We start from the raw sequence: 15,754 nt of genomic DNA on the forward strand, positions 1-15,754 counted from the left end.
CACCTGTTGCATATAAATCATCGGCTATTACACTGAAAAAATCATTCTGCAACGATGAGCCAGATTCATTAATGGTCACTCCCTATGTTAAAAGATAACATCAACGATCTGATCTCTTTTATGGTCGTCGCCCGCGAGCGGAGTTTTACTCGCGCCGCCGCACAGCTTGGGGTTTCACAGTCGGCATTGAGCCACGCAATGCGTAATCTGGAAAGCCGTCTCGACGTTCGCCTGCTGACGCGCACCACCCGCAACGTCGCCCCCACAGAAGCGGGTGAAAGACTCTATCAAAGCCTCAGCCCACATCTGCAGGAAATTGAACAGGAAATTTCAGCCCTACGCGATTCACGCGAACGACCGGCAGGCAATATTCGTCTCACCGCTGCCGAACACTCGATGAACACGGTGCTCTGGCCGCGAATCAAGCCGTTTATGCAGCAATACCCGGACATCAATATTGAGGTGATCGTTGATAACGCCCTCACCGATATCGTCGATGAACGGTTTGATGCGGGAGTCCGCCTCGGTGAACAGGTCGCGCGCGATATGATTGCGGTGCGCATTGGCCCGGATATGCGCATGGCCGTGGTCGGTTCACCCGACTATTTTGCCCGTCATGGTATTCCGCAAACGCCGCACGATCTTCAGCATCATCGCTGCATCAACATGCGTCTGCCAACGCGCGGCGGATTGTATGCATGGGAGTTCGAACAACACGGTGAACCGCTGCGGGTTCGGGTTGAAGGGCAACTGACCCTCAACTCCCTGCCTCAACGCCTTGAGGCCGCCGAAGCCGGGTTGGGTCTGGCCTACGTGCCGGAAGACACCATCGCCGATGGCGTAGCCGCCGGGCGTTTACAGCATGTGCTCGCCGACTGGTGCGTGCCTTTTCCGGGTTACTATCTTTACTATCCCAGCCGTCGCCAGCACACCACCGCGTTTGCGCTGTTAGTGGATGCGTTACGCTACTCATAAAAACGCGTAGGCCGGATAAGGCAAAGCCGCCATCCGGCAGTGTGCAGCCAATGCCTGATGGCGGCTTTGCCTTATCCGGCCTACATTTCCCCAGGAGACGAGAGCTAAATAGCGGATTTAGGCTGCAGGTTTTCGTCAAACGCCAGACGCTTACGGTCCGGCTCGGCTTCGGTTAACGGTTCGACGGCAACCAGCGTCTTCTGGCAACGGTCGACCAGCACCTGATACTCGCGGGTGCCCTGCTTTTTCCACTCAAGCTCCTGCTCGGTTAAGGTACGAATCGCCTTTGCCGGGCTCCCCACAATCAGATGGTTAGCCGGCATTTCCGCCCGAGCTTTGACGAAAGCCGACGCGCCAACGATGCTGTTTTCACCAATGGTCGCCCCGTCGATAATCACCGCGCTCATGCCGACCAGCGCGTTACGGCCAATGACGCAGCCGTGGAGAATCGCACCGTGGCCGATATGTCCGTCCTCCTCTACCACCGTGTCCTGGCCGGGGAAACCGTGCATCACGCAGTTATCCTGAATGTTCGCGCCATCTTTCACCACGATACGCCCAAAATCGCCGCGCAGGCTGGCGTTGGGCCCAACGTATACCCCTTTACCAAGGATCACATCACCGATCAGTACGGCAGTCGGGTGGACATAGCTTTCCGTCGGAACAACCGGGATCATCCCGTCAATCTGGTAAATCGGCATGGCTTCTCCTGTTATGCTTCAGGCAATCCCCCAAAGCGTTGATAGTACATCGGCCCCGGCGCGGGCAGTTCGCCCACCGAACTTTCGCTCTTCTCGCTGACGAAAGCCTGCGCCCCTGGAGCAACGCGTTGATAGATGTTGATACAGAGCTGGCGCGCGGTCTGACCTAGCCAATGCGCGGGCAGCAGCTCTTCCGGCAGCAGCGGATCTTTCAGCACCACCCGGCGATAGAAATGGATCAGCAGCAGGCGAATCTGGAAGCAGCGTTCAGGCGTTAACTCATCCGGCTCCGCATCGCGCAGCAGCGGCAATAAGGGGCGGAACAGCGTGATAAACGCTTCGTACATGGCGTTCTGTTCGGTGAGATGCCAGCACTCCTCTACCCGTTCCCGCAGCGCGGCGCGGGAGAGCGCCAGCGGCGAATGGGCCTCGAAGAAGATCACGTTCTCCGCTACGCCCGCTTCGTGCAGCAGCGACTGTACGTCCGCCAGTTTTTGCGATGGCGAGGCTAAAAGGCTCGGCGCAAGCACGCCAAACCCCTGCCAGATCAGCTGTTTTTTGACTTCGGCAAGGGTGTTTTTTTCCAGCCCTTCGGAAAGCAGCAGCAGCCAGGTGCCGTCCCATTCCGGGGCGTTGGCGCGGTAAATTTTACTCTCCGCACGACGCGTCAGGCGCAACCCTTTGTCGCTCAGGCGATAGAAGCTGCGGCGGCCAATGCGCACCACGTCCAGCCACTCTTCTTTGTTGAGGCGAAACAGCGCGGTACGTACAAAGCGTTCGCCAAAGCCCAGCCCTTCCAGCAGCGCCGCCACGCTGCCAAGCCAGACTTCGCCACTGCGCTGGGATAAACAGTCACCGTACAGCGAAGCAATCAGCGAGGTGCCGCTGATCGGCATCGCGGTGACCGCCTGCTGAATAAAACTATCGAGTTTTTCCATATGATTCATAGTGTTGTTGTTTTTGTCCTTTTTGAATCATAGCACAGGAATAAAGCCGCGAAACGCCAGGAGTTTGTCGGCCGGATAAGGCAACGCCGCCATCCGGCAGCGCTGCGCTTATCAGGCCTACAGGGGTTAGCCGTTGGCGGCGGCTTTGCGCAGGTCAAACACGCGGCAGGCCTTACCTTCAGAGCGCGGAATGCTGCCGCAGTTAACAATGCTGACGTCGGTTGAAATGCCGACCATCGACTTAATGCGATGACGCAGGTGGTGGCAAATCTGGCAGCGCTGTTCGTGGCTCAGCACCAGACTACTCTCTTTCAGCTCAACGCGAATCGAAAGTGAATCAAGATGCCCACGACGATTGACTTCCAGCTGATAGTGCGGCGCCAGATGTTCAATCTTGAGGATCTCTTCTTCCACCTGCGATGGGAAAACGTTCACGCCGCGAATAATGAGCATGTCGTCACTGCGCCCGCTGATGCGATCCATACGGCGCATGGTGCGAGCGGTGCCCGGCAGCAGGCGCGTCAGGTCACGGGTGCGGTAGCGAATGACCGGCAGCGCCTCCTTGGTGAGCGTGGTGAACAGCAGTTCGCCGTGCTCGCCGTCGGCCAACGGGGTACCATCATCCGGATTGACCACTTCCGGGAAGAAGTGGTCTTCCCAGATGGTGGGGCCATCGCCGGTTTCAATACATTCCATTGCCACGCCCGGCCCCATCACTTCCGACAGGCCATAAATATCCAGCGCGGTAATACCAAGGCGGCGTTCAATCTCCGCCTTCATACCCGAGGTCCACGGCTCGGCGCCAAAGACGCCGGTTCTCAGCGAACAGCCGCGCGCGTCGCCGCCCATCTGGCGTTCCAGCTCTTCAATCAGGTTGAGACAGTAAGACGGCGTCACCATGATCATGTCGGGTTTGAAATCACGAATCAGCTGCGCCTGTTTCTCGGTCTGGCCGCCGGACATCGGGATCACCGTCGCCCCTAAGCGCTCGGCACCGTAGTGCGCGCCCAGACCGCCGGTAAACAGGCCGTAGCCGTAGGCCACGTGAATTTTATCCTTCGCCGAACCGCCCGCGGCGCGCAGCGAACGGGCGACGATATTCGCCCAGGTATCGATATCGTTCTGCGTATAGCCAACGACGGTCGGCTTGCCGGTCGTACCGGAAGACGCATGGATACGCACCACCTGATCCATCGGTACCGCGAAGGTATCGAACGGATAGTTGTCGCGCAGATCCTGCTTGGTGGTGCAGGGAAACTTGCTGAGATCGCTCAGCTCATGAAAATCGTCAGGGTGTACGCCCGCCGCATCAAACTTACGGCGGTACATCGGGACATTTTCGTAAGCATGTTTCAGCGTCCACTTCAGGCGATCGGTTTGCAGCGCCTGTAATTCAGCACGATGGCCGGGTTTTTCCCGCCCAGCTCCAGCGTCACGCGGGTCAGCCTGTCGGCGGCAACGCGGGCAATCTGTTTGCCGGTAGCGGTCGAACCGGTAAAGCTCACCTTCGCCACGTGCGGGTGAGAGGTTAACGCCGCGCCGCACTCGGCCCCGCTGCCGGTCACCACGTTGAAAACGCCCTCCGGCACGCCGGCTTCAATCGCCAATTCAGCCACACGCAGCAGGGTTAACGGCGTGGTTTCGGAAGGTTTAATCACGATTGAACAGCCTGCCGCCAGCGCCGGCATCACCTTCCACATGCCGATCATCAGCGGGAAGTTCCACGGCACAATCCCGGCTACCACGCCGACCGGCTCTTTTTTGGTCCACGCCTGATAGCGCGCCCCTGGCGGGAACGGGATGGAAACATCCAACGTGCGGCCGCTGATTTTAGTGGTTAACCCGGCGGTGTAGCGCATCCAGTTCAGCGTACAGCCGACTTCGAAAGCGCGGGAGATGTTGATCGATTTGCCCTGCTCCAGCGTTTCCAGTTGGGCCAGCTCTTCGCCATTCTGCTCAACGAGGTCGGCAAAGCGCAGCAGAATACGTTCGCGTTCGGCAGGCGTGCGCCCGGCCCAGCTGCGGGAAACAAACGCGCGCCAGGCGGACATCACCGCGCGGTCCACGTCAGCCGTGTTAGCGTCTGCCGTGGTGGCAATCGCCTTGCCCGTAGCCGGATCCCAGACGGTGAGACGTTTTTCACTCTGCGCCGCCTGCTGCGCGCCATCAATAAACAGGCCATGCTGACGGTCTAAAAACTGCTGTACGCTCGGGAGCAGTGCTACCTGTGCTGAGGACATATCGTCTCCTTATTCTTCGCGGTTAGTCATTTCAGTCTACGGCGGGTCTGGAGAAGTCGCTTTTGTCTCTGTGACATTCGCTTGTGCGGCTGTGACAGACGCCGCAATTAAGCAGATTGCGTTGGCAGAAGTGTGTCGCAGCTAATAGTTCTTTCATATATTCCTGTGAGCAGCCTTGTTTAAAGAAACACAAATGCAACAATAACATCACATTTACATTGCAGAGATGACGTATGGCAGCGGTAAACGGCGGTGAGACGTATCATGACTGGCTGGCGAAGATTAATCAGGTCTACGGGCATTTTGCCGCACGTCCGCTGGAAGGCGACTTCCACGGCGAGATTGATACCAGCTATGCGGGTAGCCTGAAGCTCAGTACCGTCACCACCCGCAACGTCAATCTGTATCGCACGCACCAGGAGATCCGTGGCGGCAACGACGCCTGGTTCTATACCGTTTTTCAGCTTTCCGGTGAAGCCAGCATTGAGCAGGACGATCGCCAGGTGTGCCTGCAAAGCGGCGATATGACGTTAATTGATGCTTCACGTCCCTGTTCAATCCTCTGGCAGCTAACCTCGCGTCAGGTCTCGCTGTTGCTGCCTCGCCAACTGCTGGAAAACCAGCATCGCGGCAGCGGAATTCGCGTCGCCACCCGTCTGGACAAATCGCTACCGATGGTGCAGCTCAGCCAGCGCCTGCTGCAAGAGAGCATGAGTAGTCCGCAGCTCTCCGCCAGCGAAAGCGAAGCGGCGCTTGACGCGATGGTCTGCCTGCTGCGTCCGATGCTGCATCAACAAGATGTACAACCGTCGCGGCGAGAGAAGCAATATCAGAAAATCATCCGTTTGATCGACGATGCTATCCAGGAAGAACATTTGCGCCCAGAGTGGTTAGCCAGCGAAACGGGGATGTCGGTCCGTAGCCTGTACCGACTGTTCGCCGATAAAGGTCTGGTGGTGGCGCAATACATTAAAAATCGCCGTTTAGATTTGTGCGCCCAGTCGCTACTGAGCGCGCACGATGACGAGAAGCTCACGGGAATTGGCTACCGCTGGGGGTTCAGCGACCACAGCCACTTCTCCACCGCCTTTAAGCAGCGGTTCGGCATGTCGCCCGGAGAGTATCGTAAACGCGGCCGCTGAGGTCAGCGTAATCAGTTATCTTCTACCAGTTGCGCCACATCATTGCTGTTGATTTCGCGCGCATTACCGTCCTGATCGGTATAGCTGGTCATACCGGTCTCTTTATCCAGCTGCGGCTTGCCGTGCGTCACAATCGTTTGTCCGCTTTTGGTGGTCATCACGTAGTTAGTGGTGCAGCCCGCCAGCGCCAGAACCATCAGGCCCGCACACAGCGCATATAAAGATTTTTTCATGGTTTCTCCGTTCATTCTTCCACCCGCAGTGGGGTTAAGTGGGTGCATTGTATGCCCGACGGCGCAAAATGAAATAAAGCGGATGTAACAGAAGATAAATTAGCAGGATACGGGAGACGTCAACCGTCTCCCGCAGGGGGATTACAGCGCGATACGAATCACGTCATCCGGGGCGGTCGCCTCTTTCTGACGGGTAGATTCCTGCTTCACGCTCACAAACAGCGTTTTACCATCGGCGGACAACGCCAGGCTGTTCGGGAAGGTCGGGGTCTGAATGGTTTTGGTCACCTTGTAATCTTTAGCGTCGATAACCGTCACGGTGCCCGCTTTGCGCTGGGTAACATAGACTTCGTTACGCGTCGGGTTAAACAGCACCGCCAGCCCTTCCTGGGTATCCACCTTCGACAACACTTTGCCATCCTTCAGGTTCACCACCAGCAGTTCCGGCTGTTTCGAGTCGGTAATAAAGGCGCGCTGACCGGCGGTATCCAGGCTCAGGTTGATGTAGAAGTGCTCTTTGCCATCGTCCTGCAATTTCTGACGATTAACGATTTTGTTGCTCGCGTTATCAATGGTCACCAGCTCGCCGTCGGCGTTCGTCACGTACAGACGCTGTTTTTCCGCATCAACCGCCAGCCCGGTGCCGAAGCTGCCGGTGCCTTCGATCGTGGTTTTCAGCGCAATTTTATCGCCATCGACGACCCACACCGCGCTGCTATCTTTACCAACACCGGTGATGTACACGGTGTTGGTCTTCTCATTCACCGCCAGCTGACGCGGCTGCAGCGGTTTTACCGTTTCGCTCCGCTGACGTCCATCAAGCACCAGACGCCCTTTCACGTCACCGCTTTTCGCATCAATGGCGGTTACAGCACCGTTGATGGTGTTGCCAAACCACAGCGTCTGGGTCTGCGTATTCAGGGTGGCGCCAAACGGTTTAAGATCGTTATGGATCGTTTGGGTCACTTCCAGCGTAGTCGGGTCCAGGCGGTAAATCACCCCTCCCTTATCCGTTTTACGGCTTTGTGAGGTGGCTAGCCACAGCGCATTTTCCTGCTGGCTGTAGGCCATTTCATATGCCCCTTTACCGACCGCTTTACGCAGCATTTCCTCTGCGGCCTGCGCGCTAAAGCTTCCCGCCAGCAGTAAGGCACTCAACAACAGAGAACGGCGCAGGCGCGGTGCGGACAATTGACGTAATGACATGACGACTCCCTTTGATGAACTTAATTGTTACTGCTCACATGGCTTCAGCCTTCGCAGCGTCATGGCGCTACGTTTTGTAGATGCGAATAGTAATCATTAATTTGTACAAAGTGGAGCTTTTCTTTCTACGGTGCGGCAAAAAGTTTCTATTTCATCACCTGAAATTAACCATTTATGCTACTAAAGTTTTCAATATATTTACAAAAGTATTACTCTATTCGAGTCTGTTCCATTTGGTACATTTTGCGAGTTTTCATGAAAATCATTACTGTGCGCTCAGCGACGCTACCTGTGCTGCTGTTGCCGCTTGCTTTCTCCCCCTTTTCCTGGGCTGCTGACGAACAAACGTTGATTGTCACCGCCACCCCTCAGACGGTCTCTGAGCTGGATACGCCGGCAGCGGTCAGCGTGGTTGACGGCGAGGATATGCGCCACGCCACGCCGCGCGTCAACCTGTCAGAGTCGCTCGGCGCCGTGCCGGGTTTGCAAATTCAGGATCGCCAGAACTACGCACAGGATCTCCAGTTGTCGATTCGCGGTTTTGGTTCACGCTCAACCTACGGTGTGCGCGGCATCCGTATGTACGTTGACGGCATTCCGGCGACCATGCCCGACGGACAAGGGCAGACCTCTAACATCGATATTGGCAGCGTGGATCATATTGACGTGCTGCGCGGCCCCTTCTCTGCCCTATACGGCAACTCGTCCGGCGGCGTGGTCAACGTCACTACCGAAAGCGGCAAGCAGCCCACGACGCTGGAAGCCAGCAGTTACTACGGTAGCTATGGCACCTGGCATTACGGCATGAAAGCGACCGGTGCCGTCGGTGACGGTAGCCACGCGGGAGACGTCGACTACACGGTATCAACGAATCGATTCATCACCCGCGGCTATCGCGACCACAGCGCGGCGCGTAAAAACCTCGCCAACGCCAAACTCGGCGTTCGAATCAATGGTGCCAGCAAGCTGACCCTGCTGTTTAACAGTGTTGATATTAAGGCCAACGATCCCGGCGGGCTGGATTACAGCGAACTGCACCAGAACCGCGAACAGTCGCCGCGCGGCGAACAGTACAACATGCGCAAAAGCGTAAAACAGACCCAGGCAGGCCTGCGCTACGAGCGTCAGCTCAGTGAACAGGACGATTTGAGCGTGATGATGTATGCCGGTGAGCGTCAAACCACGCAGTATCAGTCGATTCCGCGCAAGCCTCAGCATAAACCTACCCACGCAGGCGGCGTGATCGACCTCGATCGTCACTATCAGGGCATCGATACCCGCTGGACCCACCGCGGCGAACTGCTGGTCCCGGTCACCTTCACGACCGGTCTGAACTACGAAAATATGAGCGAGAAGCGTCGCGGTTACGAAAACTTCGTGATGAATGGCACCACGCCTGAGTACGGAGAGAAAGGCACTCTGCGCCGCAACGAACGCAACCTGATGTGGAACGTCGATCCCTACCTGCAAACACAGTGGCAACTCACCGAAAAGCTGAGTCTTGATGCGGGCGTGCGCTACAGTTCGGTGTGGTTTGACTCCAACGACCACTACATCACCGCGGAAAATGGTGATGATAGCGGTGACGCCAGCTATCACAAATGGCTACCTGCGGGGTCGTTAAAGTACGCGGTCACCGATGCGTGGAACGTCTATCTCTCGGCCGGACGTGGCTTTGAGACACCGACGATCAACGAGCTTTCCTACCGTTCGGACGATCGCGGCGGGCTAAACTTCGGATTGCAGCCCTCGACCAACGAAACGGTGGAAATTGGCAGTAAAACACGCATTGGCAACGGTTTGCTGACGGCAGCGCTGTTCCAGACGGATACCGATAACGAGATTGTCGTCGACAGCAGCAGCGGCGGGCGCACCAGCTACAAAAATGCCGGTAAAACGCGGCGTCAGGGGGCCGAACTGTCGCTGGATCAGCAGTTCGCGGAAAACTGGCGTGCCAAAGCGGCATGGACCTGGCTTGACGCAACCTATCGCACCAACGTCTGTGACGACGCCAGCTGTAACGGCAACCGCATCCCGGGAATTGCGCGCAATATGGGCTTTGCCTCATTGGGCTATGAGCCGGAGAGCGGCTGGTATGCCGGCGCCGACGTACGCTATATGAGCGATATCATGGCCAACGATGAGAACACCGCCCGTGCGCCGTCATGGACGGTTGTCGGGTTGAACACCGGCTACAAGTTCGATATCGGCAACTGGAATCTGGATGTATTTGGCCGGGTCGATAACCTTTTCGACCGCCAATATGTCGGCTCCGTCATCGTCAACGAGTCTAACGGTCGTTATTACGAACCGGCACCGGGGCGCAACTACGGCGTTGGCGTGAATGTCGCATGGCGTTTTGAGTAAAGCGTGTGAACGTTTCCGGGGAAACCCGGAAACGTATTTGCGGCTTAATGGCTAGGACAATACTGGCGCTGTAAAAAATGCGCTGATTCATCAACTATCTGGCACATTGCCGTATGGCTGGCCATCGAGTCTTTTTTCTCCAGCGCCGTCAGCAGACGCTGATATAAATTAGTTTGCTGAAACGGTTCTACTGAATTTAAATATAAATAGTGGAAACTTGGCCCTACCCGAACCCATAATTGTTCGATAAGAATCATTAAAGTAGGCATTTCCGCGTATTCATATATTCGAAAACGAAACTGATAATTGCTCTGCAACATGCGGGTGATATCACCAGAGGCTTTTGCTTCATGCAGTAACGCCAACAAACGATGGAGTTCCTGCATTTTTTGTGTGGTCATATTCCCGGAGGCCGCTGCGGCCGCCATTCCTTCGAGATTTTGTCGTATCTGGCTTATTTCCCGATAGCTGGAATCGGTTAGCATCGGAACCATAAACGCCTGCGCTGGCGCAGCCTGCAATGCCCCCAAGGAGACCAGCCGCAGCAGCGCCTCGCGAACGGGTGTAATGCTGATCCCTTGATTCTCGGCAATTTCACGCGTCACGAGTCGGGCACCGGGTTTTAATGCGCCAATGATAAGTGCGTTTTTGATATTATTTTCAACCTGCTGTGTCAGGCTCATTCGTTGTGCTTTAGCAAAATCCAGCATATTTATTATAACCCCACGGATAATCGGCCCAGAGCCTATAATAATTAATAGCTGGCGTTTTCTCTTTTGTGCAAAAAACACAATATATATTTTTCGAATGTTGCGGGCGTAAAATTTAAGGCTATTGAGAGCGCTTCGCCAAATGACGCATTAATACGTCACTGGCAAAATAATCACGAGAGAGGAATATTCAAACGCACAACCAGATAAACACAAATGTACTTGCTATCGTTAATAAAACGGCAGTCGTTTGGCGGCCCCAGTTCCAGACAGTCGCCAGCCTGCATACGGTGTCCAGTGTCCCCTTCCATGAAGAGCAATTCCCCTTGCTGCACCCAGATAAGCTGACGCGCCATCGCGTAAGCCGAAGCCGGCATCGGGATATCGCTGCCTGCGGGAAGTTCAATTTGTACCAAGTCGACAGGCAATTCGCCGCGCGGCGAAACATGACGCCGCAGATAGTGGCTTTGCGGATCGTGCCACACGGGCTGGTCCGCGAAACGCAGCAGTTTCCCCTCCTGAATCTCGGCGCGGGCAATCAAGGTTGACATGCTGATGCCGAACGCGCCGGAAAGCCGCGCCAGCAGCGTCGCCGTGGGGCTGCTTTCACCGCGCTCAATTTTGTGAATCATCGCCCGAGATACGCCAGCGCGCTCGGCTAACTCACTCAGCGACCAGCTTCGCGATTCGCGCTCAATACGAATTCTTGCGCCGATCCGTTGATTTAAGTTGTCTTCAATAGTATTCATATCGTTATACTATAGTGAACAACACACAGGGTGCAACCATGCCTATTCGTTTTGCGACCAAAGAAGACTGCGCCGCGATTGCGGCCATCTATAATCACGCCGTGCTGCACACGGCGGCCATCTGGAACGATAAAACCGTCGATACCGACAACCGCATTGCCTGGTTTGAAGCGCGTCAGCTTGGGCACTTTCCCGTATTGGTCAGCGAAGAAAACGGCGTGGTGACGGGCTATGCCTCCTACGGTGACTGGCGCGCATTTGATGGTTTCCGCCATACCGTCGAACACTCCGTTTACGTCCATCCGGACCATCAGGGTAAGGGGCTGGGCCATATTCTGCTTGCCGCGCTGATTGAAGAAGCGAAACGTCGCGGCAAGCATGTGATGGTGGCAGGCATCGAGTCGCAAAACCATGCTTCCCTGCACTTGCACGAAAAGCACGGTTTCGTCACCACCGGGCAAATGCCGCAGGTGGGCACCAAATTTGGCCGCTGGCTGGACCTCACCTTTATGCAGCTCCAGTTGGATAATCGTCGCGACCCGGATGGTACAGCATGAACCAATCCCTCACGTTGACGTTTCTGGTTGCCGCCGGCATCGGCCTGGTTATCCAGAACACGCTGATGGTGCGGATCACCCAATCGGCCTCGACGATTCTGGTGGCGATGTTGCTCAATTCACTGGTGGGTATTGTGCTATTCGTCAGTATTCTGCTGATCAAACACGGGCTGGCGGGCGTAAACGAACTCATCTCCACCGTTAAGTGGTGGACGCTGCTTCCCGGTCTGTTGGGTTCGTTCTTCGTCTTTGCCAGCATCAGCGGTTATCAGTACGTGGGCGCGGCAACCACGATCGCCGTGCTGGTCGCCAGCCAGCTTATCGGCGGTCTGGTGATGGACGTGATGCGCAGCCATGGTGTGCCCTGGCGAGCGCTGGTGGGGCCGGTGTGCGGCGCGGCGATGTTGATTGTCGGGGCGTGGCTGGTGGCGAGGAGGCAGTTCTGAATCAGCGCCGCCTCCCCGCGCTGCATCTGGCCGGGGCTCAGCCCGGCCAGAGCGGTTTACAGGATTGTTCCACCCTGAGTGAGCTGCTCTTTACGTGACTCTTCCTGCTCGCGCAGATGCTGCCCGTGATGGGAAATCGTCACGCGCAGGCGCTGCTGCTGGGTAAAACGATCTTCACGACTCAGCTCTGCATCGTCGCTTAGCTCCACCAGCAGCTCATTCATATGCGTAATCACGCTCTCTTCAATCGCCGCGTCAACGCGCGCGATAACCTCATCCAGATGTGACATACCTGCTCCTTAATTGATTTTCACTTTCGAGAAATCGCTGCCCATCAGGCTGACGCTGTAGCCGGTCACGTTGCTGCGCGTGGCATAGAACGTTTTGCCGTTCGCCAACGCAATCCACGGTGCCTGTTGGGAGTAAATGTCCTGCGCCTGTTCGTAGAGTGCGGCACGTTTCGCCGGGTCGCTCACCACTAACGCTTTTTTCACCAGGCCATCATACTCTTTATTACACCAGCGCGCGGCGTTAGAGCCCGTTTTGATGCTATCGCATCCGAGCAGCGTATTGGCAAAGTTATCCGGGTCGCCGTTGTCTGACATCCAGCCGTACAGCGCGCTGTCATGTTCGCCTTTACGGATACCGGAGAGGTATTCCCCCCACTCATAGGTCACAATTTTGGCCTTCACGCCGACTTTGGCCCAATCGCTCTGCATCATTTCCGCAATCCGGCGCGAGTTCGGGTTATAGGGGCGCTGTACCGGCATCGACCACAACGTCACCTCAACCCCCTTCTCTAGCCCGGCCTGTTTCAGCAGCGCTTTCGCCTTTTCGGGATCATAACTGTAATCTTTAAGATCTTTATTAAAGCCCATCATGTTGGGCGGGATCGGTGATTTCGCCACCGTACCGGAGCCCATAAACACCGCGTTAACGATCGCCTGCTTGTCGGTGGCATAGTTCAGCGCCTGGCGAACCAGCACGTTATCGAACGGCTTTTTCTCGGTATTAAACGCCAGATAGCCGACGTTCAACGCTTCTACCGCATGCAGAGCCAGATCGTGATTGTTTTTAATCACATCAAACTGCACCGGCGACGGCGCGGGGATAATCTGGCATTCGTTGGTCTGTAGCTTCGCCAGACGCGTTTCGACGTTCGGAGTGATGGCGAAAATCAGGTGCTTCGTCGGCACCGCGCCGTCCCAGTAGTGAGGGTTAGCCAGATAGCGAATCTGCGAGTCGGCCTTATATTGCTGTAGCACATAAGGCCCGGTACCAATCGGCCAGTTATCTACGTTCTCCGGCGTGCCTTTTTTCATCATTGCATCGGCGTACTCCGCCGACAGAATGGACGCGAAATCCATCCCCCAGTCGGCCAGGAATGCGGCGTTTGGTTCGCTCAGCACAAACTGCACGTGATAGTCATCGAGCTTTTTCACCGATTTAATCAGCTTATCGAGACCCACATCGTTGAAATATTCGTAGTTGCCCTGTGAAACCTTATGGTAGGGATGATCGCTATCTTTCTGCCGTAGCACCGAGAAAATCACGTCATCGGCGTTAAAATCACGGGTCGGCGTAAAGAATTTATTGCTGTTGAACTTCACGCCCTGACGCAGCGTAAAGGTATACGTCAGGCCGTCCGGGGAAATCGTCCAGTCGGTGGCCAGCGAGGGAATGGGTGTATTTTTCACCGGATCAAAGTTGATCAGCCGGTTATACAGCGTTTGCGAGCTGGCGACAAACGTCGGTCCCGAGCTGGCGATTTGTGGGTTAAAAGACTCCGGCGAGGCTTCGGAGCAGTAGACGAGTGTGTCGTTGTTCGCCGCCCAGGCGGCGCTTGCCGGTAACAACGCGCTGAGCGCCAGCGCGAGGAGCGTTTTCCCTGTGGTCATGGTTATAAGCCTTTCGATTTTATTATATGAACGGCTTAATAACAGCACAGCCCCGGATAACTGGCAAATAACCAATTTGTCTCAGGTTATGCTGAATAACCTTTATTTGTTGGTTTCTTCATCGGTATTTCGTCAGGTTTGACTTAAGTCCAGCGATTCAATGCCACGAGAATTACCCTATTTACCCCTCTCTTTCGCCGTTTGTTGCATTTTGCTTTGCGTAAAGTAATGCCGTGAAGAAGTCTATGGGACAGGAACGTGGCAAAAACTCTTTTACGCAGTGGAAGTCTTGATGACTTTCAGGCCGTAGGCGGCGGCGGGCAAACCGTATTTCATTCCGCGCTTCAGGTGCGCGAAACCCTGCGTTTACGTAAGCAAAACGCGCTGGTCGAGTGCCTCGCGATACCGCAGTTAAATGATGACGGCGACCGGGTGGACTGGTATTCGCCGATTGATGGTGCGGCGACGAGCTGGAAAGCGGCGGATGAAACCTTGCGAACAAGGGCGCTGCACTATTTAGAAGGCTTGCAGGAGAGCGCACGCACGCTCAGCAAAAAATGCCTGCAATCCGACAAAACCGCACAGCAACTGTTCGGCGCCCTGCTGGATAAATCCCTGCAATTTCCCGGCGAAAATCATCTGTTTCTTGTCGACGGTAAGCCGGTTATCAGCTTCTGGGGCTTTGTGAATCTCAACGAAGGCGCACGTGAAGACGTATTCAACTGCCTGCGCTACGTTGAACCTGAACCGCCACAAGCGCCGACCATTGACGAAGTGCCTCTCGTCGAAGAACCCGAACCTGCCGTCGTGACGTTTAGCGAAGCCGATGCGCCGCTGATTTCAGCGAATGAACCGTTGATTAACGCCTACACGCTGCCGGTGGAGGAGCCTGAAGAACCGCAGGCACCAGCCGAACCGGTGATGCCGATGGCGGTCGCCAGGACGCGCCGCCCGCGCTGGCTGTGGGGCCTGCCGATTGCTGCAGCCGTTGCCGCCGTGGCGGTGGCGGTTCCCATGATGATCACGCCCCCCCAGGCCGAGTCCGAGCCCGTCGTTCAGACCGCCGACGTACCTGCCATCCCGCAGGCTCCCGCCCTGCCGGTACTGATTGCCGGCCTGCCGTTGCATCAGGCTAGCGTGAAGGCGGAACCGGTGGTGAAAGAAGAAGAAAAACCGGTGGTGATTGCCGTCATTCCGAAAGATGCGCTGGTGATGGATGCCGACCAGATGCGCGCGGGCACCACGCGTTTCCTCAACGGCAACTGGCGGGCACAGATGGATATCAGCGACGCGCATACCGGAAAAGCGCCGAGTCTGCGCTACCAGATTCAGAATAATAAAGGCACCGTTCGCCTCGTGCGCGAGGGCAATATCGTCTGTAAAGCCGCGGTCTTTTCTGGCCTGCATCAAAACGGCGAGCTGATGATCAAAAGCCGCGGTAACGCGCAATGCAGCGACGGCGCGCGCTACCCGCTGCCGGAAATCAGCTGTAAACCCGGTAACAGCAACGTTGCCGTATGCACCGCCCGCTTTGACGCCAGAACGGTGGTACCGCTGACCTTTAAGAAGACGGGAGCGTAACC

15 protein-coding genes and 1 pseudogene are annotated in these 15,754 nt (G+C 56.0%); 6 read left to right on the plus strand and 10 right to left on the minus strand.

Annotated elements, in window-relative coordinates:
- Positions 1-84 precede the first annotated feature (84 nt).
- The gene (locus M989_RS12005) at positions 85-975 is read left to right on the plus strand and encodes a LysR family transcriptional regulator (protein ID WP_064545555.1); all 891 of its coding nucleotides are present in this window, start codon (positions 85-87) and stop codon (positions 973-975) included.
- 104 nt (positions 976-1,079) lie between these two features.
- Here the strand turns inward: M989_RS12005 and paaY are convergent, their stop codons facing one another.
- From paaY to M989_RS12025, 4 genes and pseudogenes are all read right to left on the minus strand, one after another.
- Complete coding sequence (paaY, locus tag M989_RS12010; RefSeq protein WP_064545557.1) at positions 1,080-1,676, minus strand: phenylacetic acid degradation protein PaaY; 597 nt, start codon at positions 1,674-1,676, stop codon at positions 1,080-1,082.
- Positions 1,677-1,687: 11 nt separating this feature from the next.
- Entirely contained in the window at positions 1,688-2,614 is a 927-nt protein-coding gene (gene paaX, locus M989_RS12015; protein WP_167351056.1) for a phenylacetic acid degradation operon negative regulatory protein PaaX, read from the minus strand.
- A 135-nt stretch (positions 2,615-2,749) separates the two neighbouring features.
- Positions 2,750-4,006 (minus strand): phenylacetate--CoA ligase PaaK, encoded by a 1,257-nt coding sequence (gene paaK / locus M989_RS12020; protein WP_064545911.1) that lies wholly within the window; start codon positions 4,004-4,006, stop codon positions 2,750-2,752.
- Between the two features lie 11 nt (positions 4,007-4,017).
- Positions 4,018-4,863, minus strand: a pseudogene (locus tag M989_RS12025) (aldehyde dehydrogenase family protein); the annotation flags it as partial.
- Between the two features lie 233 nt (positions 4,864-5,096).
- Here M989_RS12025 and feaR point away from each other — a divergent pair.
- Positions 5,097-6,005, plus strand: coding sequence for a transcriptional regulator FeaR (feaR, locus tag M989_RS12030; protein WP_064545561.1), 909 nt, complete (start codon positions 5,097-5,099; stop codon positions 6,003-6,005).
- Between the two features lie 11 nt (positions 6,006-6,016).
- Here feaR and M989_RS12035 read toward each other — a convergent pair whose 3' ends face one another.
- Entirely contained in the window at positions 6,017-6,238 is a 222-nt protein-coding gene (locus M989_RS12035) for a YgdI/YgdR family lipoprotein (RefSeq protein ID WP_064545563.1), read from the minus strand.
- A gap of 141 nt (positions 6,239-6,379) precedes the next feature.
- Positions 6,380-7,444, minus strand: coding sequence for a 7-bladed beta-propeller protein YncE (gene yncE, locus M989_RS12040; protein ID WP_064545565.1), 1,065 nt, complete (start codon positions 7,442-7,444; stop codon positions 6,380-6,382).
- A 255-nt stretch (positions 7,445-7,699) separates the two neighbouring features.
- Here yncE and pqqU point away from each other — a divergent pair, with 255 nt between their 5' ends.
- A complete protein-coding gene (pqqU, locus tag M989_RS12045) occupies positions 7,700-9,811 on the plus strand; it encodes a TonB-dependent receptor PqqU (protein WP_064545567.1) in 2,112 nt (703 codons plus the stop codon).
- A gap of 44 nt (positions 9,812-9,855) precedes the next feature.
- On the opposite strand, the gene M989_RS12050 is transcribed toward pqqU, so the two are convergent.
- A complete protein-coding gene (locus tag M989_RS12050) occupies positions 9,856-10,521 on the minus strand; it encodes a GntR family transcriptional regulator (RefSeq protein WP_064545569.1) in 666 nt (221 codons plus the stop codon).
- 173 nt (positions 10,522-10,694) lie between these two features.
- On the minus strand, positions 10,695-11,270 hold the full coding sequence (locus M989_RS12055) for a helix-turn-helix domain-containing protein (protein WP_064545570.1): 576 nt from the start codon (positions 11,268-11,270) through the stop codon (positions 10,695-10,697).
- Between the two features lie 38 nt (positions 11,271-11,308).
- Between M989_RS12055 and M989_RS12060 the strand changes: the two genes are divergently transcribed.
- Positions 11,309-11,827, plus strand: a complete 519-nt coding sequence (locus M989_RS12060; protein ID WP_064545572.1) for a GNAT family N-acetyltransferase — start codon at positions 11,309-11,311, stop codon at positions 11,825-11,827.
- Complete coding sequence (locus tag M989_RS12065; protein WP_064545574.1) at positions 11,824-12,273, plus strand: DMT family transporter; 450 nt, start codon at positions 11,824-11,826, stop codon at positions 12,271-12,273. Before M989_RS12060 ends, M989_RS12065 begins: the two co-directional genes overlap by 4 nt.
- A 56-nt stretch (positions 12,274-12,329) precedes the next feature.
- On the opposite strand, the gene M989_RS12070 is transcribed toward M989_RS12065, so the two are convergent.
- Together M989_RS12070 and M989_RS12075 are read right to left on the minus strand one after the other, a co-directional pair.
- Entirely contained in the window at positions 12,330-12,563 is a 234-nt protein-coding gene (locus M989_RS12070; RefSeq protein WP_064545577.1) for a DUF2526 family protein, read from the minus strand.
- A 9-nt stretch (positions 12,564-12,572) separates the two neighbouring features.
- Positions 12,573-14,171 carry an ABC transporter substrate-binding protein gene (locus tag M989_RS12075; protein ID WP_064545578.1) on the minus strand — a complete coding sequence of 533 codons (1,599 nt, stop codon included), beginning with the start codon at positions 14,169-14,171 and terminating at the stop codon, positions 12,573-12,575.
- Positions 14,172-14,429: 258 nt separating this feature from the next.
- On the opposite strand from M989_RS12075, the gene M989_RS12080 reads away from it, so the two are divergent.
- Entirely contained in the window at positions 14,430-15,752 is a 1,323-nt protein-coding gene (locus M989_RS12080) for an SrfA family protein (RefSeq protein WP_064545580.1), read from the plus strand.
- Positions 15,753-15,754 lie beyond the last annotated feature (2 nt).

This window comes from Kluyvera georgiana ATCC 51603 (genome assembly GCF_001654985.1).
GTDB classification, from domain to species: domain Bacteria; phylum Pseudomonadota; class Gammaproteobacteria; order Enterobacterales; family Enterobacteriaceae; genus Kluyvera; species Kluyvera georgiana.